Raw genomic sequence first — 22,405 nt, forward strand, 5'->3', positions numbered from 1 at the left:
GCCCTCGCACGGCCCGCGGGGCGTCGGCCCCGCCCACCCCCGCCCGCCGCGCCGCCCTGGCCCCGGGCGCAGGCTGAGCGCCGTCGTCGGCGGCCTGCTGCTCCTGGCCCTGGCGGGCGTGGCGCTGGCCGAGCGCCATCACATGCTGGACAGGCTCTCCTACTCCCATGCGCTCGTTGTCGTCGGCACGGTGACGGCTCTCCTGGGCGCGGGGGTCCTCATCTCCGGGCTGATCGGACGCCGTGGGGGCTGGCTGAGCGCCCTGGGCATCCCGGCGGCCCTGCTCGCCCTGCCCATGCTCGCCATCAGCCCCCTCGCGAGCCCGGGCCTGGACCGCCTCGTCGCCGACGACGTCGCCATCATCCCCTCTGATGAGCGGCTCTCCAGCGGCGATGTCGACCTGGGGTCCTTCGGCGCCGGCGATGCCGTCATCGACCTGCGGGACCTCGGCCAGGCACATGGCGGCACCACGGCGCGCGCGTCCCTCGGCAGCGGGCATCTGCGGATCCTCGTGGATCGCGGTCAACCGGTGAGGATCCGCGCCAGGGTCGGCGCGGGCGAGGTCAGCGCGCTCGCCGAGCAGAAATGGAAGATCGAGGGAGCCCAGGACAGGCACGGCCTCACCTCCGCCAGGCGGGGCGCTGACGATGACGGTCCCGGCGAGACGACGTCCATCGACGGCGTGCGCATCGACGCCGTCCTGGCCCCCGAGGGGGCCCCCTCCGACGCCCTGACGGTCGACGCGAGCGTCGGCGCTGGGAACATCACGATCGAGGAGTCCTCCCGCGCCTGGGCCCCCTCATCGGGCACGACCTCCCCCGCCGCGACGCCGAGCGCACCGCCCCCGGCGCCCTCGCCGAGCGCGGGCCCAACGGCGCCCGCCTTCTCGCGCCCCTCCGGCGCGGCGGCCCCTGAACCCCTCCGCGCCCTTTCCCACGCACTGACCGCATCCACGGAGACGAGACAGCCATGAGCAGCAGCACGAGCAGCGCCAACGACCGGCCTGATCCGTCGGTCGGCGGCGCCCCGACCGAACCGATGTCCGAGCCGATGACCGAGCCCCTCCCCCAGCCCGAGGCGCCCACTGAGAGCCTTGAGAGCGCCGAGGCCCCGCGGGGGCCCATCCCGGGGGGCGCCCCAACCGAGCCCTTGAGCGCGGCGGGCCCGGCTGCTGCGCCGCTCAACGCCCCCCCTGAGCCGGGCGCGCCCACCAGCGGCGTGTGGTCGGCCACCACCGCGGGCGCCACGGCCGCCACCACGGGCGCGCCGGGCCATCCGGGGACGGCGGGTGCCCAGTCGACTGCTTGGACTCCCGCCCGGCCGTCGGGCCCGCTCCCGGGCGCGCCGGAGGCGCGTCGGCGCGCCAGCACCGGCACGATCATCTGGGGGGCGCTGCTCCTCGCCTTGGGAGCCCTAACCGTCGCGACGGGCGCGGGCCTGCGCGTGGACCTGCAGCTCGCGACGATCGGGGTCCTGGGACTCCTGGGGGCGGCCCTCCTGATCGTCGCGATCATGCCGCATCGAGGCCGGGGGGATCATTCCTGAGCGGCAGTCATCCGCGGCCGGCGTCAGCGGCGCGAGCGACGGCCCCGCGCCGCCCCTTTGCGGGGGCGGCGCGGGGCCGCTGGCACGCGCTCAGCGCTGGAAGACGACGGCGCTCGCCACGGCCTCAGCGGCGGCGTCGCCCAGGTAGTGCCGGACGATCTCGAAGCCGAGCTCTGGGGCGGTGGCCATCCCCCGGCTGGTGAGGATGGCGCCGTCAACGACGACGCTGTCCTGGCTGGTGATCGCGCCGTGCTCCTCCAGCACATGCATGAAGCCGGGGTTGGAGGTGGCGCGGCGCCCCTGGAGCAGGCCCAGCTCGGCGAGGATCGAGGGGGCGGCGCAGATCGCGGCCACCGGGCGCCCGGAGCGCACGCGCTCGGTGACGGCCTCGGTGACGACCCGGCTGGCCTTGAGGTTGGGGGTCCCGGGGACCCCGCCGGGAAGGAAGAGGAGGTCATAGTCGGACAGATCCGTCTCGGCGAGGGTCTTCGCGCAGGTCACGATGATCTCATGGGAGGACACGACGGCGCGCTCCTCGGCGACGGCGATCATGTCGCAGGGAATGCCGGCGCGGTAGAGCACATCGACGACGGCGAGCGCCTCGACCTCCTCCAGTCCCGGTGCGATGAGGGCCGCAACCCGCTTGTCGGTCTTCGCCTCGAATGCCATGGCGCAACCCCTTCCCGCGCGCGGCGCGCGCTCGACTGTCCTGCCGCGGCTCCCGCGCCGCGCCCCCAGACTACTCCGACGGGCGCGGGCTCAGTCGTCGAGGACGCCGTTCCAGGCCAGGAAGGAGGCGCTGGCGGACACAGCGGTCTCCCAGCGCTCGTCGCCGAAGCCGTGTCCGGCGCCGGGGATGACGCGCAGTTCGGCGTCGCGCAGCTCGCGCTCGACGCGCTGGGAGAGCGCCAGGGGGACGGACTCGTCACGATCCCCGTGGATGAGGAGGATGGGGCGCGGGAAGCGGGCGAGTTCGGCGACGGCGTCGATGCCCCAGGCGTCACGGGCGTAAGCCCTGGACAGGTGACTGCCTCTGTGCTCGAAGCGGTCGGGGACCTCGGCCAGGCTCCGGAAGCGGGCGCGCAGACCGGCGCCGGGCTGGAGCGCCGGGTACCACAGCACGAGCGCGCCTACCTGCGTGGGCCGCCGGGCGGCCGCGAGCGCGGCGACCGCCCCGCCCAGGGACAGCCCGAGCAGGGCGATGCGAGAGGAATCCGCTTCGGGCCAGGCGGTCACGGCGTCGATGACGGCGAGCAGGTCGGCGAGCTCGGTCAGCGGCGTCATCGCCATGGGGTCACCGCCGTTGTCGCCCCCGCCGCCGCCCCGGAAGTCGGGGCAGGCGGCGATGGCGCCCCGGGAGGCCAGGCGCCGGGCGATGGGGGCCACGCGCATCCAGGAGCCGTCCATGCCGTGGCAGCACACGACGAGCGGGCGGGGGCCGGGCAGGGGCCGCCCGTTGGGCCCGGCGGGCAGGTAGGCGGCGCCGCCGAGCCGCTGCCCGTCCACGGCCAGATCCAGGGCGCGGGTGGCGAGGGCGGTGGGATTCGGGGATGCCGGGGTCACCGGCCCATCCTAGGGCCGCGATTCAGGGCCGGGGCAGCGCTCCGACCACCTCGTGAGCCTGGTACGGCTCCTCGAGGAAGGCGAGGTCATCGGCCGTCAGCTCGACGTCGAGGGCGCGCACGGCGTCGTCGACCCGGCTGGGCCGCGAGCAGCCGACGATGGGGGCGGCCACGCCCTTGGCCCACTGCCAGGCGAGGGCGACGTCGGCCATGGGCACGCCCAGGCGCTCGGCCAGTGTCGCCACCCGCTCGATGACGGGCATGTCGATCTGCCGGGCACGGTCGTACTTGTCGCGCATCATCACATCCGTCCTCGACCGCGTGGAGTCGGAGTCCCACTCGGGGCGGGCGAGGTGGCCCGAGGCCAGCGGGCTGTAGGGGGTCAGGCTCATCCCGTACTGCTCGCACACGGGGATGAGGTCGCGCTCGTCCTCGCGGTAGAGCAGGTTGTAGTGGTTCTGCATGCTCGCGAAGCGGGTCCAGCCGTGGGAGTCGGCGACGAGCTGCATGTTGTGCAGCTGGTAGCCGTACATGGCGCTGGCGCCCAGGGCCCTGACCTTGCCGGCGCGCACGAGCGCGTCGAGAGCCTCCATCGTCTCCTCCACCGGGGTGGCGTAGTCGAAGCGGTGGATGATGTAGAGGTCGAGGTAGTCGGTGCCCAGGCGCTCGAGTGTGCCCTCGATCTCCCGCGCGATGGCGGGGGCGGTGAGGGTCCCCTCGTTGAAGTAGACCTTGGAGGCGAGCACGACGTCCTCGCGCTTGACCCCGAGGTTGCGCAGGGACTGGCCGATGAACCGCTCCGAGGTGCCGTGGGCGTAGACGTTGGCCGTGTCAATGAAGCTGAGGCCGAGCTGCAGTGCCCGGGCGATGATGGTCTGGGTGGTGGGCTGGTCAACCACCCACTGGTGGAAGTCGGGGTAGGGCTCTCCGAAGCTCATTCCTCCCAGGCACAGGCGGGGGATGCGGATGCCGGTGGTACCCAGCTCGGTGTACTTCATGGCTCTCTCCTTCGATGATGCCGGTGGTCACGCCGCGAGCGGCGCCCCTCACTCTTCCACCTCGTCGGTGGTGAGCGTAAGGGGCTTCCAGGTGCGCTTAGGGGCGCGCAGGTAGAGGACGGCGAGCTGGGTGCGGTTGCGCAGGCCGGTCCTCGCCAGGGCGGCGGAGACGTGGTTGCGCACCGTGCCCTCGCTCATGAACAGCCGCTCGGCGATCTCAGCGTTGCTGAGGCCGCCGGCGCGGGCGCGCCGACGGCCTCAGCGGGTTGACGGGCCCCTTGCCCCGCGGGCGCTCCAGGAGATAGGAGCGCGGCGCGGTGCCACCGACCGCGGCAGGCCCCGGCAATGAGCGCGCCGAGCTACTTCACGCTCACGAACCTCTTGTCCGAGAAGAGCCCCGGCTGCACCGAGAGAACCCCGTTCTCGACACCGTCGGACGGAACCTCCAGGACGGTGCTCCCCGTGACGGATCCCCCCTTGTACAGCGTGGTCAGAGTGTCGATCTCATCGGAGGCGACGGCGAATGTGCTCGTAGCGCCGACGGAGACTCCCCCAGGGGTGACGTACTCGACGCTCTCGAAAGGCATGGACCCGCTGGGATCGTCACCGGTGTAGGTCACGGTGTAGTTGACGAGAATGTGCTCATTCCCCGCCGCCGGCGGTTTATTGAATACATTCGCGGCGGCGACCTGGTCATTCGCATGCAGAGTCACGGAATTGACAACGATCTTCCAGTCCTTGGAGGAGATCTCCGTCCCCAGCGGGAGAGGGTTGTCCCGGCTGGTCCCAGCGGCATCAGAGGCGGCGCTCCCGCTACCAGCCTCAACGGCCCGCGAGGCGGTGCGCCCGCTACCGGCCTCAGCGGTGCTGCTGGAGGCCGCCGCGGACGCGGAGGGTGAGAACGCCTCGTCAACCGCCTTGTCAACCACCTGGCCCAAGAAGACGATGAAGACAATCACGCCGACGATCGTGCCGACAACGGCGAGCACGACCGCGGTGATGGCCTGCCATTGGGTCTCTCCCTTCCGGAAGAGCGCCACCAGCCCGAGGATGAATGAGACCGGGAGCAGGATCCAGCCGATGATCAGCGCCCCTGGGACGCAGGCGAAGACGAAGCCAATAATCGCCATGATCATGGCGACCAATCCGAGGGTATTCCTGCGGGGCGGACCTGGCTGGATGGGAACAGGGTATTGGGGAGCATACGACATGGGAACTCCTGCGTTCGATCTCGGGAGGAATAAATTCGCGGGGATCGTACCCTCCCCGCCCCCGCGAGAGGATTCCCGTCTCTCACATGGCCATAACGCAATCTGAACGAGATCGCTTCGAGACACCGAGTCCGAGGGCCCGGGCGGTGACGCGCTGAGTCTCCTCAGGGACGATCACCCGCTGGCGCCAGTCGGGGAAGACCTCGCCAAGGCTCATCCCGCCGATGCGCTGTCAGGGGATCGTGATGTCGGCCCGGCCCAGGGTGGCGCGCTCCATGATCGCTCCTCAGCGCTGCTGCTCGCGCGTCTCGCGGATCGCTCGCGCGAGGACAGCGAAGTCGAGGCGGATTTACTCGGTCGGAGCGCCGACGCGGATGCCATCCCCGCTCACGCGCACCTCCTCGCCCTTCTTGCCATCGGGCACGCGGATGGCCGTCGTTGAGACTGACGTTGACGCAGTCGGGGCGTCTTCGGAGCCGCCCCAGCCCGACGACCAACCGGCATCGGGTCCCGCCGAGGCCTCGGTCTCGTCATCGGCGCCCCCAGACTGGACCGCCCGGTGGTAGGCGGCGCCGTCCCCGGCCAGTGGACCGCCCGGTGGTAGGCGGCGCGGTGGCGCGGTACTGGTAGAGCCTCCCGATTCTCGCGGGCTCGCTCCTCTCAGTCGGCCCGCGCCTCGCGCGGATAGCGATGCGAGGGGCGCCGACTCCAGTGGAGCGGGTCCACTCTCACCCGTGCGTCCGGAGCGGTTCCATGCCGGCCCGCCGCACGGGCCCGCCGCCCCCTTGCCCAGCAATGGCGGAGCGCGGCCAACAGTCGCGGCGCTCGTGGGGCGGCTCCGCCCGTGCGGCGCTCCAGGACAGGCCCCACGGCCAGGTCCCGTGGCGTGAAGCGACTCCCGCGGTGGCCCGTGCTCCCGGGTTGCACGCTCACGCTCTCCGACCTTCAGCAGAATCCGCGGAATCCCGCGGTTTTCTGGATCGACACCCTCGAGCCATCGTGCTCGCATGTGCATGAGCGGCCTTCATGCACATGGGAGCCTCAGAGGCGATTTTCAACCAAAAGGCCCAAACGGCGGAATATCAACGAAAAGTCCGAATCGGCCGAATCGCACCAGTCCTGCGAGCGTGCAAGACCCCGCCCGACGCCCCGCATCACCGGCCAGCGCCCGGTCTCATTCCCACTCGATGGTGGCCGGCGGCTTGCTGGTCACGTCCAGCACCACCCGGTTGACCTCGGGCACGGCGTTGGTGATGCGCGTGGAGATGCGGGCGAGCACGTCATAGGGCAGGCGTGTCCAGTCCGCAGTCATGGCGTCCTCGCTGCTCACCGGCCGCAGAACCACCGGGTGGCCGTAGGTGCGCCCGTCTCCCTGGACGCCCACCGAGCGCACGTCGGCGAGCAGCACCACCGGGCACTGCCAGATCTCGCCGTCCAGCCCGGCGGCGCTGAGCTCCTCACGGGCGATGGCGTCGGCCGCCCGCAGGACGCGCAGGTTCTCGGCCGTCACCTCCCCGATGACGCGGATGCCCAGGCCCGGGCCCGGGAAGGGCTGGCGGGCGACGATCTTCTCCGGCACGCCCAACTCGCGGCCGATGGCGCGCACCTCGTCCTTGAACAGGGCGCGCAGCGGCTCAATGAGTTCGAAGTCGAGATCCTCGGGCAGGCCGCCGACGTTGTGGTGGCTCTTGATGTTCGCGGCGCCCTCACCGCCGCCGGACTCAACGACATCGGGGTAGAGCGTGCCCTGGACTAGGAAGCGGATCTCGCCGCCGGCGGCGCCCACCTCCTCGACGACGCGGCGCTGAGCGGCCTCGAAGGAGCGGATGAACTCCCGCCCGATGATCTTGCGCTTGGCCTCGGGCTCGGTGACGCCCGCGAGCGCAGTGAGGAAGCGCTCGGACTCGTCCACGGTGATGACGCGGATGCCCATGCCCTCGGCGTAGTCGCGCTCGACCTGCTCGCGCTCGCCGTCACGCAGGAGGCCGTGGTCCACGAAGATGCAGGTGAGCTGGTCCCCGACGGCGCGGTGCACGAGGGCTGCGGCGACGGAGGAGTCCACTCCCCCGCTCAGGCCGCAGATGACATGGGCGTCCCCCACCCGCGCGCGGATGGCGGCCACCTGCTCATCGATGATGCTGCCGGCGGTCCAGGCGCCGGGGAGCCCGGCGCCCACGTGGAGGAAGTTAGCCAGGGCGGCCTGTCCGTGCTCGGAGTGCAGCACCTCGGGGTGCCACTGGAGGCCGAAGAGGCGGCGGCCCCGATCCTCGAAGGCGGCCACCGGGGTCTCGGCGGTGGAGGCGGTGACGGTGAAGCCGTCGGGGGCGGCCTGGACCGCGTCACCGTGGCTCATCCAGACCGCCTGCTCGACGGGGGTGCCGGCGAAGAGGCAGGACTCGGGGGCCACGGTGGCCGGGGTGCGCCCGTACTCGCGGGTGCCGGTGCGGCCCACCGCCCCGCCGAGGGCCCGCGCCATGGTCTGGAAGCCGTAGCAGATGCCGAGGACCGGCACCCCGGCATCGAAGATCGCGGGGTCGATGGAGGGCGCGCCCTCCTCGTAGACCGACGACGGCCCGCCGGACAGGATGATCGCCGCGGGGCGCTTGGCGAGCATGGCCTCCACGGGCATCGTGTGCGGCACGATCTCGGAGTAGACGGAGGCCTCGCGGACGCGGCGGGCGATGAGCTGGGCGTACTGGGCGCCGAAGTCGACGACGAGGACGGGGCCGGTGGCGCCCGCGGGCGCCTCGGGGGCCGCGATGGCGGTCGCCTGGGCGGTGGGGTGGGTGGTCACCGAGCCAGGATAGCCGCCCGGCGACCGGTGGCGCCCATCACACGATCGACGTCACATCCGGTTGTCTAGACAATTGGCGGAGGAGGACCCTAGATTATCAACCAGCGGGGGAGCCAATCCCCCACCCCGGGGAGACCCGGACGCACAAGGACCGTGCAGGGACGCACGGCCCGAAGGCCGGTGAGGATCCCTGCGCGGCGCACAGACGAACCGCACAGTCAGAAGGAATCATCATGACCACCACCCTCGAGCACACCGCCGAGTCCACCGCGACCACCACCCAGGCCCAGACCGCCCCCGCCGCCACCCAGACGGCCACGGAGGCCGACCGCCTGACCTTCGCCATCGCCATCATCGCCGTGGCCACCACGATCCTGCTCATGGCCGCCATCGGGGCCATCACCGCCTCCCCGGCGATCCTCTTCACCTCCGCCGCCCTGGGCGTCATCACCGCCGTGGTGGGCGTCTACACCAGCGTCAACCTGCTCGCCCGCTGAGGCCGAGCCCTCAACCGACCGGGTCCCCGGCGCCTCACCGGCGCCGGGGACCCGCGTGCTCCGGGCCGGCCGGGATGATCGACCGGCGGCCCCGAGAGCACGGCCCTACAGGGACATGTCGACGACGGCGCGCCCCTGGATCTGACGGTTGCGCAGCGCCTCGTACCCGACCCCAGCATCCTGCAGGGGGAAGCGCCGAGAGACCACGTCCTTGTAGTTGATGACGCCGCGCGCCGCGAGGTCGACGACGGCCGGCAGGTCCTGGCGGGTGCGGGCGCCGTAGGAGCCCAGGATCCTCTGGCTGCGGCGCACGGTGCGGTTGATCTCGACACCCGCGGTCTGCACGCCGGCGCCCAGGCCGATCGGCACCATGCGGCCGCCGTCGGCCAGCACGTCAAGGGCGGTGGTCCAGGTAGCGGGGATGCCCAGGGCCTCGAAGGCGACGTCAACGCCCTTGCCCCCGGTCAGCTTGAGGACCTCCTCGCGGGCGTTGTGGGTCGCGGAGTTGACCACGGCGGTGGCGCCGTAGCCCGCCATGGGGGCGAGCTTGTCGTCGGAGACGTCGATGGCGATGACCTGGCTGGCCCCGAAGGCGCGGGCGATCTGCACGATGTTCGTGCCCACCCCCCCGGTGGCGACGACGGCAACGGTCTCCCCGAAGCGCAGGTCCGCGCCGCGGCGCACAGCCCCGTAGCCGGTCATCGCCGCGCAGCCGAGGATGGCGGCGGGCACCATGTCGATCGCGTCGGGTACGACGGCCACGGAGGTGGACGGGACGACGGCGTACTCGGCGAGGCCGCCCATGGAGTACATGGCGACGCTCTCACCCTCCGGGGTGGCCAGCCGGGTGGCGCCGTCGTAGAGGACGCCCTTCAAACGGTTGAGCTCGAAGAAGGGGCCGCACAGCTCGTCATGCCCCTCGGCGCAGGCATCGCACTGCCCGCACGGCATGAGGAACCCCCCGGCCACGTTCTGCCCGACAGCCAGGCCGGTGTGCTCGTTGCCGGGGCCCACCTCGACGATGGTGCCGGTGACCTCGTGGCCCAGGACCGCAGGCAGGGGGAAGGCGATGGCGCCACCGATGACGTGAAGATCGGAGTGGCACAGGCCGCAGGCGGCGACCTTGATGAGGACCTCGCCGACCTTGGGCCGGGGGGTGCGCAAGGTCTCGACCTCAAGGCCCTTGGCAGTGTCGCGCAGGACAGCCGCGCGCATGGTATCGGGGATGACAGGGTTCTGGACTGCGTCGTTGCTGGTCATGACCGCAAACCTCTTTCGGTGGTGGCAGGCCCGCCGCGCGATGGCTGGCCTCGTTGGCATGCGCCCCCAGCCTATCTTGTTTGTCCGGACATTCATCGAGGGACTAATGGCCCGAGTCCCGGCATTCCGGGACCGCCTCATCCCCCGGTGACGCTGCGCGGCAGGCGCCCGAGGACGACGACGAGCACCACGGCCTCGAAGCCGAGCAGCGCGTAGGCGGCCGTCACCGCGCCGAGCTCCTGGACGACAATGATCGGGACCAGGATGGTCGCGAACCGCGCGATCGACTCCCCCAGCGCGGTGGCGCTCCGCTGCGCCGCCACGAGCCACGGCGGCACCCGGGGGTCGATCGCCCCCCGGCAGGCGGGCTCAAGGCCGATCCACTGCGCCGCGACGAGCCCGATCAGACCCAGCGCCGCCCCGGCGCCCCGCCCAGCCCCCGGGGGCGCCGGGGCGCTGGCGACGAGGACGGTCGCCGCCAGGACCGCCAGGGCCACGCCGAGGACGATCCTGGCGAAGCGCAGCCCGTCCACCCTCAGGACGAGGAGCAGCGCCAGGGCGGAGACGGCGATCCAGCCCGCGCTCAGGGCGAGGGCCCATGCCGTGGGGGCCTCGCTCGCGCCGACGGCGTCGGCCACCGCGCGCAGTCCCAGCACCAGCGCCGCGGCGCCCAGGGGCGCCTCGCGCGCCAGCACTAGGACGAAGCCGGTCAGCACGGCGCCGCGCACCTGGGGGACGCGCAGGTCCGCCCCGGTCAGGGGCTGCTGGACGGCGAGCATCTCGGCGTCGAGGCGCGTCCAGTCGATGGCAACGGCGGCCTCCAGGGGGCCGTGGAGGGCCTTGAGGGCGGCGATGGAGTGCTCAAGGCGCCCGTGAGCGGCGTTCCACACGGGCGATTCCGGCAGGCTGGCGGCCAGGAGCGCGTGGATCACCCCCAGGCCCAGGACGAGGAGCCAGGCGGTCATGACCGCGTCCGGGGACCACCGGCAGATGAGGGCGCTGGCCGCCGCTCCGGCGGGGATGAGGGCGAGGGCCTGCGGGGTGAGGCGGCGGTGCCCCCGCAGGGACAACTCGTGGGCGATCTGGGGCAGGACGAGGAGGAGGGCCCCCGCGCCCAGCCCCACGACGGCGGCGCCCGCGAGTGACCAAGGGCCGGGCAGGAGGGCGGCGCCCAGGGCCGCGGGGGCGATGAGCAACCCGGTGGCAAGGTTGACCGGCCTGCGCCCCAGGTGGTCGCTGGGCCAGCGGGCGAGAAGCGCGCCCAGGGCCATCCCCAGGCCGAGCGCGATGACGAGCGCGGGCGCGCCCCCGGCGCGGGCGCCCAGGCTGATGGCGATGACGCCGTGGACAGCGCCCAGCAGCAGGCCGGCGAGCCAAGCGCAGGCCCGTAGGCGCAGCGGTCCGGGCGCCGGGGTGACCCCGGCGCCCGGACGCGTGTGGGAGGGGCTGGCGATCAGCTGTACTCCTTCTCGAAGCGCATCTCGAGCTCCTCAAGGGAGTCGTACTTCGTCTCGGGCACGACCTTCATGTAGAACAGGAGCGAGCCGACGTTGATGAGGGCGAAGATGAGGTAGGTTCCCGCCCCGCCGATCCTCTCCATCATGACGGGGAAGACGTAGGCGACGATGCCGTTGGCGATCCACAGGGCCGCGACCGCCAGGCCGAGCGCGGTGCCGCGGACCTTGGCCGGGAAGATCTCGGAGACGAGCACCCAGGTCACCGTGCCGGACTGCTTGGCGAACACGAACAGGCACACGATGATGAGCACGAGGATCGGCGCGAACGAGTTGAAGCCCGCGGCGTTGGTGTCGATGAATCCCTCGGAGTCCTGGAAGGGCTGGATCATGAAGTAGAAGACCGCCGCGAGGGCCGTCAGCGAGACCACGATCGAGGCCTCCTGGTAGATGCCCACGTGGCGGCGGGCGAACCTGGTCACCAGCCACAGGCCCACGGCGGAGCCGATGAAGGAGATGCCGCCGGAGATCACGTTGAGGGAGATCGAGTCGGTCACGGAGAAGCCCGCGGCGGCCAGGACCTTGGGCGTGTAGTACATCGCGGTGTTAATGCCGGTGAACTGGTCCGCCAGGCCCAGGATGATGCCGATCCACAGCAGCTTGCGGGTCCACGGGGTGGCCCAGATCTGGGACAGCCCCCACTTCTCCTGCGCCGCCTCCTGGCGCTGGACCTCGATCATCTCGTCGACCTCGTTGGCGATGGGGCCGTCCTTGGCCTCGTCACGCACTCGCTTGAGGGCGCCGATGGCCTCGGGGATGCGCAGGTTCGCCACGTACCAGCGGGAGGACTCGGGCATCATGCGGATGCCGATCCACAGGAAGATCGCGGGCAGCGAGGCGATGACGAGCATGTAGCGCCAGGCCGCGCCGTTGCCGCCGTTGATCATCGCCAGGTCGACGGTGTGCTTGACGGCCTCCCACTGCTGCTCCTCGCCTTTGACGTGGACGGCGGGGCCGCCGTGCCACTGGGCGAGGGCGGCGTTCATGGAGAAGGCCACGAACTGCCCGAAGACGATCATCATCTGATCGAGGGCGACGAGGGTGCCGCGAATGCGCTTGGGCGCCGTCTCGCCGAGGAAGACGGGGACGGTGGCCGAAGCGCCGCCGACGGCGAAGCCCAGCACGACGCGGAAGAAGTAGAGGACCCAGATGTTCGGGGAGAAGGTGCATCCCAGCGCGCCCACGAGGAACACGATGGCCAGGACGGTGATGTTGTGGCGGCGCCCGTACATGTCGGAAAGGCGCCCGCCGAGCCAGGCGCCCAGGGCCGCGCCCAGGCACAGCATGGCGCCGACGAGCCCTTCCTCAGTGGCGTTGATGTTCAGGCCGCCCGCATCGGTGGGCAGGTACATGTAGGGCAGCGCCCCGGAGATCACGCCGGTGTCGTAGCCGAAGAGCAGCGATCCCAGCGTGGCGACGATGGCGATCGCACCCAACGACCGCTTCTTCCCGGATGGTGGCGTCTTGTCCACCAGCTCCTTGATCTTGTCGTGGGTGTAGTAGTCCACCGACGTCGTCTGATCGGACATGGATGTGGTACTCCTTGATGGGATCCGGCCCGCGCCTGTGCGGGCCTGGGCGGAAGTATCGCGGACTCAGCGCTGAGACCGCCAGGGCGCGGGTTCGGCCCGCCGGGCGGGCCGAACCCGGCCAGACTCAGCCGAGCTCAGTCTTGAGCCGGTCAAGCATAGCGCGGTTGATGTCGTCGGCCCGCTCATGCCAGCCGAAGACGCACACGGAAACCACGCCGTCAAAGCCCACGTCGCGCAGCGTGGAGAAGACGGCGTCCCAGGGGACCTCGCCGTTGCCGATCTCGTTGTGCTGGTGCACGGTGACATCGGCGCCCGGCGGGTTGATGATGTACCGGTTGCCGTCGTTGGCCCTGTGGTTGAACACGTCGGCAACGTGGACCTCGCGGAGCTTGCCCGCCTCGGAGGCCGTGCGGATCATGCGCTCCACGTCGCCCGCGCCGTCGGAGAGGTGGAAGGCGTGCGGGCAGCAGAACTCGTAGCCGATCCAGTCCTTGTTGACGGCGCGCACGAGGCGCAGGGCGTCGTCGTGCAACTCGATGAAGTCGTAGGGGTGGGCCTCCATGTTGAGGCGGATCCCGTACTTCTCGAAATGCGGGACGAGCTCCTCGATCGAACGGAACCACTGCTCCTCACTGCCCTTGGCGTTGTTCCGGTCCCCGGAGAACTCCGAGGTGATCTCCCGGACGTCCAGGGCGTCGGCGAGCTCAAGCAGTCGCCGCCAGTTGGACACCTGGGCGACCCGCTCGCGCTCGTCGAGGGAGGACCAGTTGAACACGGGGTTGAGGGTGCGGACCTTGACACCGGTCTCCTTCTGGGCCTTGTTCAGCTCGGCGACGAAGGCGTCATCGGCGGCCGGGCGGTGGTGCCAGAAGTGGAAGTCGGCGTTCGGCGAGAGCTCCACGTGCTCGAAACCCAGCTCGGCCGCCTTGTAGAGGGTCCGCGGCGTGGGCATCGTGCGGTAGTACATGTTGGGGTCAAGCGCGATGTCGACCATGTCGGGTTCCTTGTCTCCTTGGTGTGGTGCGGAGCGGGGATCAGGCGTAGAAGGCCGGCTTGTCGATGAGCTCGACGTCGACCAGCGGCGAGCCGCCATCCTCGTGGGACTTCACCGCGGCGTCGACGACGCAGGTGGCGGCGTAGCCGTCCCAGGCGGTAGAGCCGGTGTGGCGGTCCTCCGCGACCGCGTTGATCCACTCCTGGACCTCGCGGTTGAAGGCGGCCTGGAAGCGGTCGATATGCGACTGGCACATGGCGTTGCGGTTGCCGTGGGAGTCGCGGATGTGGATCCTCTCCTGGTCGCCCAGCCGCACGGCGGCGGTTTCGAGGACGAGCTCACACTCGATGGAGTAGGCCCACTGGAGGTTGACGTTGACCTCATCGTCGATGCGCACGCCGGACTCGGTGTAGGCCACGACGACGATGGGGTCGATGAGGTGGTCGAAACGGTGGGTGGTGGGCTTGGGACGGTCGACGCGCACCTTGACGATCTCCTCGCCCAGCAGCCAGCGCATCGTGTCGAACTCGTGGATGGCGGTGTCGTCGATGGCCATGCGCGAGGTGTAGTTCTCCGGCACGGAGGGGTTGCGGTGGCGGTTGTGGACCATGAGGGCCTGGCCGTGCTCGCCGGAGTCGAGGACCTCCTTCATCTCGTTGTAGGCGGCGTCGAAGCGGCGCATGAAGCCGACCGTGACGAGCCTCTTGCCGGCCCTCTGCTCGGCCTCCATGATGGCGATGCAGTCCTCGGCGGTGGTGGCCAGGGGCTTCTCGCACAGGACGTACTTGCCGGCCTCGATGGCCTTGATGACATCGGGCGCGTGGACCTTGCCGAAGGTGGCGATGAGCACGGCGTCGACGTCGGGATCGTTGATGAGCTCATCGGAGCTGGCATATGCCTTGGCGCCGTAGGGCTCGGCGGCTGACTTCGCGGCGTCGGGGTTGATGTCGGCGACGGCGACGATCTCGCCGCCCGAGAGATCGTCGTGGATGCGGGCCAGGTGGGCGCGGCCCATGCCGCCGGCGCCGATGAGGCCGATACGGACTGTCATTGTCTTCTCCTCGTTGAGAGTCGTGGTACGGGGTCGTGGTGGGCGGGGATCGGGCTCGCCGTCCCGGGGTCAGGCCAGCCCCAGGCCGCACTCGGCCAGGTACTTGCGCATGTTGATGGCGTTGGCCTTGGGGAAGGACGGGTCGCAGGGGTAGCAGTCCTGCTCGCAGATGGCGTAGATGGGCTTGTCGAGGGCCGCCAGGGCGTCGACGAACTCGTGCATCTCGGGCAGGCCGGCGGGCGGGCAGACCGAGGCGCCCTTGGTGACGGCCTCGCCGAAGGGCCAGTCCTTCTCGTGGGCCTCGCGGGTGATGTCCTCATCGAAGGCCTTGATGTGGACGTAAGTGATGCGCTCGGGGTACTTCCGGCACAGCTCGACGGGGTCGCCGCCGCCGTAGACCACGTGACCGGAGTCGAGGCAGAGGTTGACGTAGGTCGGGTCGGTGGCGTCGAAGATCCGGGCGATCTCCTCGGGGGTCTCGATGTGGGAGTCGCCGTGGGGGTGGAGGACCATCTTGAGGCCGTACTCGTCCAGCAGCATCTGGCCCAGGGCGTTGGCGTGCTCGACGTAGAGCTTCCAGGCGTCGTCGGACAGGACGCGGTCATCGGTCCACTCCCAGGTCTTGTCATCGCGGTAGAGCGGGGGGAGGTGGACGATGTACTCCGCCCCGACGGCGGCGTGGGTCTCGGCGATGGCGCGGAAGGTCTTCAGCGTGGTCTCCCAGGCCTCCTGCTTGTGGAGGATCCCCCAGCCGGTGCCGGCGACGACGCGCATGCCGAACTCGTCGCACCACTTCTGCAGTTCCTTGGGGTCGGTCGGGAAGTAGCCATAGGGGCCGGTCTCGATGACCTCAAAGCCGGCCTCGGCCATCTCCTCCCAGGCCTGGCGGGGGTCCATCTGCTTGGGGTCCTCGGGGAACCAGACTCCCCACTGGTCCGGGCAGACGCCAATGGTGAGCTTCGAGTACTTCGGGTCGTTGGTGTTGACGGCCTTCGAGTTCGTCGTCGTCGACATCGTGGTGCTCCTTCGCAACAGATGTTCCGAATCGTTTCGGAACCATGCTCAGCATACCGCCCCCACCGCTACAGGGGAAGGTTTTTGTGCGGACAAAACTGCCCGAGGACGCCGCGGGCGGCGCGCGCTGGCCAGGGGCCCGATGGCCCCGCGGCCGAGGCGCGCCGCCGCGGATCCGCCCTCAGCGCGCCATCACTCCTCGCGCTGGAAGGACATAGTGGCGGAGTAGGTCTTCTCGCTGGGCCAGCGGGACGTAATGGCCTTGGCGCGGGTGTAGAACCTGACGCCCTCGGGGCCGTGGATGTGGGTGTCGCCCAGCAGGGACTCCTTCCATCCCCCGAAGGAGTAGTAGGCGACCGGCGTGGGGATCGGCACGTTGACGCCGACCATGCCCGCCTCGACGTCGAGCTGGAAGCGGCGGGCGACGCCGCCGTCATTGGTGAAGATGGCCGAGCCGTTGCCGAAGGGCGAGGAGTTGACGATCTTGATGGCGTCGTCGTAGGTGTCGGCGTGGACGATGGAGAGCACCGGGCCGAAGACCTCCTCGCGGTAGAGGTCGGAGTCGAGCGGCACGTTGTCCACGATGGTGGGGCCGAGGAAGTGGCCGTTTTCGTGGCCGGGGATCACCAGCCCGCGCCCGTCGAGGACCACCTGCCCGCCCTTGGACTCGCCCTCGTTGATGAGGCCGATGATGAACTCCTTGGACTTGGCATCGATGACGGGGCCCATCTCGACACCCTCGTCCATGCCGTAGCCGACCTTGATCTTCTCGGCGTGGGCCTTGACGCGCTGAGCGAGGTCGGGGCCGCAACCGCCCACGGCCACGACGACCGGCAGGGCCATGCAGCGCTCGCCCGCGGCCCCGAAGGCGGCGGCGGAGATGTGCTGGGCGGCGAAGTCCAGGTCGGAGTCGGGCATGACGATGGCGTGGTTGTTCGCCCCGCCCAGGGCCTGGACGCGCTTGCCGTTGGCGATGCCGGTGTTCTGGATGATGTGGGCCACCGGGGTGGAGCCGACGAAGGAGATCGCGTCGACGCCCGGGTGCTCCAGGATCTTGGTGACCATGGTGCGGTCGCCTGACACGACGTTGAAGACGCCGTCGGGCAGGCCCGCCTCCTTGTAGAGCTCGGCCGTCAGCAGCGCCGCCGACGGCGTGGTGGAGGCGGGCTTGAGGATGAAGGCGTTGCCGGTGGCGATGGCCACGGGGTGCATCCACATGGGCACCATGGTGGGGAAGTTGAAGGGGCAGATGCCGGCGACGACTCCCACAGGCTGGCGGACGGTGTGGATGTCAACGCCGGTGGAGATGTCGAATGAGTACTCGCCCTTGAGGGCCAGGTTGATGGCCGTGGCGAAGTCGAGGGTCTCACGGCCCCGCTGAATCTCGCCGACGGCGTCGGAGTAGTTCTTGCCGTGCTCCTCGACGATGAGCCGGGCCATCTCATCGGTGTGGGCCAGGACCAGCTCGCGCATCTTGAACATGATGGAGGTGCGCTTGGCCAGGGAGTAGCCGGCCCAGCTCTTCTGGGCCTCCCTGGCCACCTCGACGGCGTGGTTGAGGTCGGCCTCGGAGGCGTGGAGCAGCTCCTTCTCCACCTCACCGGTGCCGGGGTTCTCGACGGGGAAGCGGCCGATCGGGCTGCCCTCGTAATACGCTCCATTGATCCAGTGCTGGATCGTCTTCATCGTCATTGACTCCTTCGATTCGAGGGGTGGGGCCGGCGATCGTCGCTGGCCGCCATCGAGACCGGCCGCTTCGCGCGGGTACCGGACGTGACGTCGTCACACTACGGCATCCTGGGACCTTTGTCAGCACATTGTGACCTTCGGCCCAGAGTTTGGACAGCGCCCGTGAGATCCTCCCCCACCCCTTGTCAGAGGCCCTCGCCGGTGCTTGATGGTGGACAAGGGACTCATTCGGCGTGTCCGGAACGGCCGTCGCGGCGGGCGCGGCCGGCGTCGGTGAGACGGTAGCGCTGGAGGCCGCTGTTGAGCTTGCCGGGGATCATCCGGGCGAGGTATCCCCGCTCGATGAGCGGGAGCACATGGCGGCGGTAGTTCCCATAGGCGTCGGCAAGCCCAATGGCGGCGAGCAACTCAGAACGAGACCGGGGAGTGCCCGCAGCGGTGAGGACCACCATGACGTGCTCACTCGACTTGCTCACGTGCTCACCCACCCGTCCCGGGTCGTGGCTGGGCACGTAGATCGTCACCCGCACCCGGTCCCGGACCTCCTCGATCACCGGCTCGGGCAGACCGGCCTGCGCGACCTGGGCGAAGACCCGCCGCACGCCGGTGCCCCACTGCTCCACGATCCCGGCCTCGCGGATCGGCTCGACGGGAACGGAGTAGGCGTCACGGCGGCGGACCTCACCGAAGAGCGCGGCCTTGTAGGCGTGCTTGCGGAGGAAGCTCATGGCCTGGTCCACGGCCAGCGGCATGGGGCCGTGGACTCTGCCTGATCGAAGATGTCGGTGCCGTGGGGCCCGCGCAGGCGTCCGGTCTGGACCCAGGCTGAGGGCAGGAAGCGGGCGGGGTCCGGGCACGCGGCGGGGCCGCAGCCCGTCAGCTGCGGCCCCGCCCCGAGCCGTCGGCACCGCCCCTCCCCCGGCTGGCGAGGTGGGTCGGCGCCGGCGGCACCGCCGTCACAGGTAGTGGCGCTGCGGCGCGCGGTCGCGGTCGTAGTCCTCGTACGCCCGCTGCGTGGACTCCAGGCGAGAGACGCCCGAAACGGGCACGTCCCACCAGCTCGACCCGGGCGGGTTGGGCCCGTAGAGGTCGGTCTCGATGTGGATCATCGAGGGCTTGTCACTGGCGGCGGCCTTGGCGTAGGCCTCGCGGAACTCGGCGATGGAGTGGACCTCGTGGACCTCCAGGCCCCAGGAGCGGGCGTTGGCGGCGATGTCGACGCCGGGGACCCGCTCCTCGTCGGCCAGGTGGCTGCCCGCCCCGCGCAGGCGGTACTTGGTGCCGAAGCGCTGGGAGCCGCGCGACTGAGACAGCGCCCCGATGGAGGCGAAGCCGTAGTTCTGCAGCAGGACGTAGATGACCTTGACGCCCTCCTGAACCACCGTGGCCAACTCCATGGGGAGCATCTGGTAGGTGCCGTCGCCGACGATCGAGACGACCTCGGACTCGGGGCGGGCGAGCTTGCAGCCCAGGGCCGCCGGGACCTCGTAGCCCATGCAGCTGAAGGCATACTCCACGTGGTACTGGACGGGGGTGCGGGCCTGCCACAGGGCCTGGAGGTCACCGGGCATGGAGCCGGCGGCGTTGATCAGGATGTCCTCGTCGCCCATGAGCTCGTTGAGGGCGCCGAAGACCTCCGTCTGGGCGGGCAGCGGGCCGTGGCCCAGGTGGTAGCACTCTGCGGTGCGGGCCAGCCACCCCTCGCGCTCGGCGGTGATCTCGGCCGAGTAGGCCTCGTCCACGTGGTAGCCATCCAGCGCCGTCGTTAGGGCGGCCAGGGCCTCGCGGGCGTCGGCCACGACCATCTCGGCGCTCTCCTTGGCGGCGTCGAAGGCGCAGACGTTGATGTTGACGAAGCGGACGTCAGGGTTCTTGAACTGCGTCTTGGAGGCGGTGGTGAAGTCGGAGTAGCGGGTGCCCACGCCGATGACGAGATCAGCCTTATCGGCGATGTGGTTGCCGGAGTCGCCGCCGGTGGATCCCACTCCCCCGATGGCGCAGGGGTGGTCGAAGTTGATGGCCCCCTTGCCCGCCTGGGTGTCGGCCACGGGAATGCCCGTGGCGGTGGCCAGGGCGCGGAGCTCCTCGCTGGCCTCGGAGTAGATCGTGCCACCACCGGAGATGATCATCGGCCTCTTGGCGGCCTTGATCATGGCCACGGCGCGCTCCAGGGCGGCCGGCTCGGGCACGGGGCGGCGCACGTGCCACACCCTCTTGCGGAAGAACTCCACCGGCCAGTCATGGGCCTCGGCCTGGACGTCCTGGGGCATGGCGATGACGACGGCGCCGGTCTCGGCGGGGTCGGTGAGCACGCGCATGGCGTTCAGGAGCGAGGGAATGAGCTGCTCGGGCCGGTTGATGCGGTCGAAGAAGCGCGAGACGGGGCGGAAGGCGTCGTTCACGGTGACATCGAGCGTCGTCGGGTCCTCGAGCTGCTGGAGCACCGGGTCCGGCACGCGGGTGGCGAACTGGTCGGAGGGGAAGAGCAGGACAGGCAGGCGGTTGGTGGTGGCCAGGGCGGCGCCGGTGACCATGTTGAGGCTGCCCGGGCCGATGGAGGCGGTGCACATGTAGGTCTGCAACCGGCTCTTCACCTTGGCGAAGGCGGCGGCCGCGTGGACCTGGCCCTGCTCGTTGCGGGGCATGATGTAGGGCATCGGCTCCTCGCCCTCGACGGGCGCGATCTCGTTCTGGAGGAGCGCCTGGCCGATGCCGGCGACATTGCCGTGGCCGAAGATGCCGAAAGCGCCGGCGATGAGGCGCTGCTCGACGCCGTCGCGCTCGGAGTACTGGTTGGACAGGAAGCGGATGGTCGCCTGCGCCACGGTCAGGCGGATCGTTCCCGAGTAGGCCTCATTGCTCACGTTCGTGGTCTCTCTCTCGTGCGGCATCGGACGATGCGCAAAGCATGTCATATCAAACGGTCATTTGGAATGGCGGGCCGGGCGGGCGGCGCCGGCCCGCCCGGGCCTCAGCGCGCCATGGGCAGCCTGGGATCGACCTCCTGGGCCTCCCAGGTGGCGCGGATCCAGTGGTGGGACGGGTCGTCGGGGGCGAGCCAGACGAGGTCCTCATCCGGTCCGGCCATGACGTTGAGGTAGTACATGTCGTAGCCGGGGGCCGCGACGCAGGGGCCGTGGTAGCCGTAGGGCACGAGGGCCACGTCCCCCTTGCGCACGGGGACGCACAGGTCGATGGGGCGGTCCTCGCGCGCGGCGTAGGTCGCGTGGAGGCCGAAGCCGGGCCCTCCCTCGGGGCTGTCGGCGATCTCGAAGTAGTAGATCTCCTCGAGCTCGCGCTCGGCCTCGGAGCGCTCGTCGTGCTTGTGGGCGGGATAGGAGGACCAGTTGCCCCCGGGGGTCAGGACCTCGCAGCACAGCAGATGGCTGGTCTCAACCCCGTTGGCCAGGCAGTAGTTGTTGACCTGGCGCGAACAGTCGCCCGCGCCGCGCAGGTCCACCCGCACCTGCTCGCGCCCGTAGCGGGCCACGGGCAGATCGCGCGTGGCGATCGCCGAGGGGAGGGCGAAGCGCCCGCCTCCGGGCGAGGAGAGGGTGAAGTCCTTGTGGCGCGGGATGTAGAGGTAGTCGGTGATGCCGGTGAACACGCCGTCGCGCCCGTCGAGCTCGTAGCCCTGACCATCGACCTCGACGGCGCAGCCGCCCTCCAGGGGGAGCACGAGCAACTCGGACTCCCCGGTGGACAGGGTCTGAGAGGCGCCCGGGTCGAGCACGGCCACGCGCAGCCCGGAGTAGGTCCACCCCGCGCGCTCGGGGGTGATGTCGACAGCGAGGCCGTCGTGGCCGGAGGAGCCGGCGGGGATGTGGATGTCGGTGACGCCGGGGGCGGGGATCGCGGTGTATCCAGTGGTCATGAGAGCAGTCCTACGGTGGAGTCGACGGCGGCGGCGACGTCGTCGTCGGGCGGATAGAGAAGTGAGCGGCCGATGACGAGGCCCTTGACCGTTGGCAGGGTCAGCGCCCGCGCCCAAGCCTCGCGCGCCTCGCCAGCGCGCTCGCTGACCGCGCCCCCCAGGATGAGGGCTGGCAGCGTCGACGCCTCCATCACCCGCTCCATCTCCGCCACGGCGGGGAGCTTGAGCCAGGTGTGGGCCGAGGTGCGCCCCAGCCCGGAGGCGATGGCCATCGATGCGATGACCGCGTCGGGGCTCAGGTCGTTGATGATACGTCCTTCCTCCCAACGGGAGATGAAGGGCTCGACCATCGCCATGACCCGGTTCTCGGCGAGCTCGTCGACGGCGCGCGCGCAGGCCGCCAGCGTGGAGGCCGTGGCCGGGTCGGAGTAGTTGATGCGGAGGAGCATCTTGCCGCCGTCGAGACCGGCCCCGACGACGCCCGCGGCATCGTAGCCGGTGAAGCGGTCGTCCATCTCGAAGGAGGCCCCGGCCAACCCTCCCCGGTTCATCGAGCCGTAGACGAGCTTGCCGTCCAGGGCGCCCAGCAGGGCGAGGTCCTCGATGAGGTCGGCGGTGCCCAGGAAGCCGTTGACGCCGGGGCGGCCCAGGGCCTCGACGCAGCGCGCGAGGACATCCTCACGGGAGGCCATGGCCATGGGATCGGGGCCGGCGGCGAGCGCCCCTCGGGCGGGGTGGTCGCAGGCGATGATCATGAGCTTGCCACCATCGGCGGGCAGGGAACCGCGGGGGCGATCGGCCAGGGTCCGGGCGATGCGCCCGGGGTCATTGGCCCGGATCTCGACGAGTCGCTCGGTCAGTCCTGGCATG

General features: G+C 70.5%; 18 protein-coding genes and 2 pseudogenes. 3 read left to right on the top strand and 17 right to left on the bottom strand.

Annotated features, from left to right (window positions below):
- A pseudogene (locus tag GVV75_RS08875) lies at positions 1 to 973 on the top strand (hypothetical protein); the annotation flags it as partial.
- A complete protein-coding gene (locus GVV75_RS08880; RefSeq protein WP_159814376.1) occupies positions 970 to 1,545 on the top strand; it encodes a hypothetical protein in 576 nt (191 codons plus the stop codon). The pseudogene GVV75_RS08875 and the gene GVV75_RS08880, both read left to right, overlap by 4 nt.
- Positions 1,546 to 1,635: 90 nt before the next feature.
- Here GVV75_RS08880 and GVV75_RS08885 read toward each other — a convergent pair whose 3' ends face one another.
- The 6 genes and pseudogenes from GVV75_RS08885 to guaA form a co-directional block, all read right to left on the bottom strand.
- Entirely contained in the window at positions 1,636 to 2,214 is a 579-nt protein-coding gene (locus tag GVV75_RS08885; RefSeq protein ID WP_159626037.1) for a DJ-1 family glyoxalase III, read from the bottom strand.
- A 90-nt stretch (positions 2,215 to 2,304) separates the two neighbouring features.
- The gene (locus GVV75_RS08890; RefSeq protein ID WP_159814378.1) at positions 2,305 to 3,108 is read right to left on the bottom strand and encodes an alpha/beta hydrolase family protein; all 804 of its coding nucleotides are present in this window, start codon (positions 3,106 to 3,108) and stop codon (positions 2,305 to 2,307) included.
- Positions 3,109 to 3,130: 22 nt separating this feature from the next.
- Positions 3,131 to 4,105 (bottom strand): aldo/keto reductase, encoded by a 975-nt coding sequence (locus GVV75_RS08895; protein WP_159814380.1) that lies wholly within the window; start codon positions 4,103 to 4,105, stop codon positions 3,131 to 3,133.
- A gap of 48 nt (positions 4,106 to 4,153) precedes the next feature.
- Positions 4,154 to 4,351, bottom strand: a pseudogene (locus GVV75_RS08900) (response regulator transcription factor); the annotation flags it as partial.
- Positions 4,352 to 4,464: 113 nt separating this feature from the next.
- Positions 4,465 to 5,241 (bottom strand): hypothetical protein, encoded by a 777-nt coding sequence (locus tag GVV75_RS08905; RefSeq protein WP_159626033.1) that lies wholly within the window; start codon positions 5,239 to 5,241, stop codon positions 4,465 to 4,467.
- A gap of 1,249 nt (positions 5,242 to 6,490) precedes the next feature.
- Positions 6,491 to 8,077, bottom strand: a complete 1,587-nt coding sequence (gene guaA / locus GVV75_RS08910; protein ID WP_159814390.1) for a glutamine-hydrolyzing GMP synthase — start codon at positions 8,075 to 8,077, stop codon at positions 6,491 to 6,493.
- A gap of 266 nt (positions 8,078 to 8,343) precedes the next feature.
- Between guaA and GVV75_RS08915 the strand changes: the two genes are divergently transcribed.
- The gene (locus GVV75_RS08915; protein WP_159626031.1) at positions 8,344 to 8,607 is read left to right on the top strand and encodes a hypothetical protein; all 264 of its coding nucleotides are present in this window, start codon (positions 8,344 to 8,346) and stop codon (positions 8,605 to 8,607) included.
- 105 nt (positions 8,608 to 8,712) lie between these two features.
- On the opposite strand, the gene GVV75_RS08920 is transcribed toward GVV75_RS08915, so the two are convergent.
- The 11 genes from GVV75_RS08920 to GVV75_RS08970 form a co-directional block, all read right to left on the bottom strand.
- The gene (locus GVV75_RS08920; RefSeq protein WP_159814382.1) at positions 8,713 to 9,867 is read right to left on the bottom strand and encodes a zinc-binding dehydrogenase; all 1,155 of its coding nucleotides are present in this window, start codon (positions 9,865 to 9,867) and stop codon (positions 8,713 to 8,715) included.
- A gap of 137 nt (positions 9,868 to 10,004) precedes the next feature.
- Positions 10,005 to 11,324 carry an MFS transporter gene (locus GVV75_RS08925; protein ID WP_328703547.1) on the bottom strand — a complete coding sequence of 440 codons (1,320 nt, stop codon included), beginning with the start codon at positions 11,322 to 11,324 and terminating at the stop codon, positions 10,005 to 10,007.
- The gene (locus GVV75_RS08930; RefSeq protein WP_159523969.1) at positions 11,321 to 12,910 is read right to left on the bottom strand and encodes an MFS transporter; all 1,590 of its coding nucleotides are present in this window, start codon (positions 12,908 to 12,910) and stop codon (positions 11,321 to 11,323) included. The genes GVV75_RS08925 and GVV75_RS08930 overlap by 4 nt, the downstream gene beginning before the upstream one ends.
- Positions 12,911 to 13,037: 127 nt before the next feature.
- Positions 13,038 to 13,907, bottom strand: a complete 870-nt coding sequence (locus GVV75_RS08935; protein WP_159523968.1) for a sugar phosphate isomerase/epimerase family protein — start codon at positions 13,905 to 13,907, stop codon at positions 13,038 to 13,040.
- 40 nt (positions 13,908 to 13,947) lie between these two features.
- Entirely contained in the window at positions 13,948 to 14,958 is a 1,011-nt protein-coding gene (locus tag GVV75_RS08940) for a Gfo/Idh/MocA family protein (protein WP_159523967.1), read from the bottom strand.
- 69 nt (positions 14,959 to 15,027) lie between these two features.
- Entirely contained in the window at positions 15,028 to 15,972 is a 945-nt protein-coding gene (locus tag GVV75_RS08945; protein WP_159523966.1) for a sugar phosphate isomerase/epimerase family protein, read from the bottom strand.
- Positions 15,973 to 16,164: 192 nt separating this feature from the next.
- Complete coding sequence (locus GVV75_RS08950; protein WP_159626128.1) at positions 16,165 to 17,658, bottom strand: CoA-acylating methylmalonate-semialdehyde dehydrogenase; 1,494 nt, start codon at positions 17,656 to 17,658, stop codon at positions 16,165 to 16,167.
- A 227-nt stretch (positions 17,659 to 17,885) separates the two neighbouring features.
- Entirely contained in the window at positions 17,886 to 18,413 is a 528-nt protein-coding gene (locus GVV75_RS08955) for an ATP-binding protein (RefSeq protein ID WP_236266117.1), read from the bottom strand.
- Positions 18,414 to 18,617: 204 nt separating this feature from the next.
- A complete protein-coding gene (gene iolD, locus GVV75_RS08960) occupies positions 18,618 to 20,525 on the bottom strand; it encodes a 3D-(3,5/4)-trihydroxycyclohexane-1,2-dione acylhydrolase (decyclizing) (protein WP_159814392.1) in 1,908 nt (635 codons plus the stop codon).
- A 107-nt stretch (positions 20,526 to 20,632) separates the two neighbouring features.
- Positions 20,633 to 21,535 (bottom strand): 5-deoxy-glucuronate isomerase, encoded by a 903-nt coding sequence (gene iolB, locus GVV75_RS08965; RefSeq protein WP_159814384.1) that lies wholly within the window; start codon positions 21,533 to 21,535, stop codon positions 20,633 to 20,635.
- Entirely contained in the window at positions 21,532 to 22,404 is an 873-nt protein-coding gene (locus GVV75_RS08970; RefSeq protein WP_159814386.1) for a Cgl0159 family (beta/alpha)8-fold protein, read from the bottom strand. Before GVV75_RS08970 ends, iolB begins: the two co-directional genes overlap by 4 nt.
- Between the last annotated feature and the right edge of the window lies 1 nt (position 22,405).

This window comes from Actinomyces sp. zg328, assembly GCF_009829635.1.
Lineage (GTDB): Bacteria > Actinomycetota > Actinomycetes > Actinomycetales > Actinomycetaceae > Actinomyces > Actinomyces marmotae.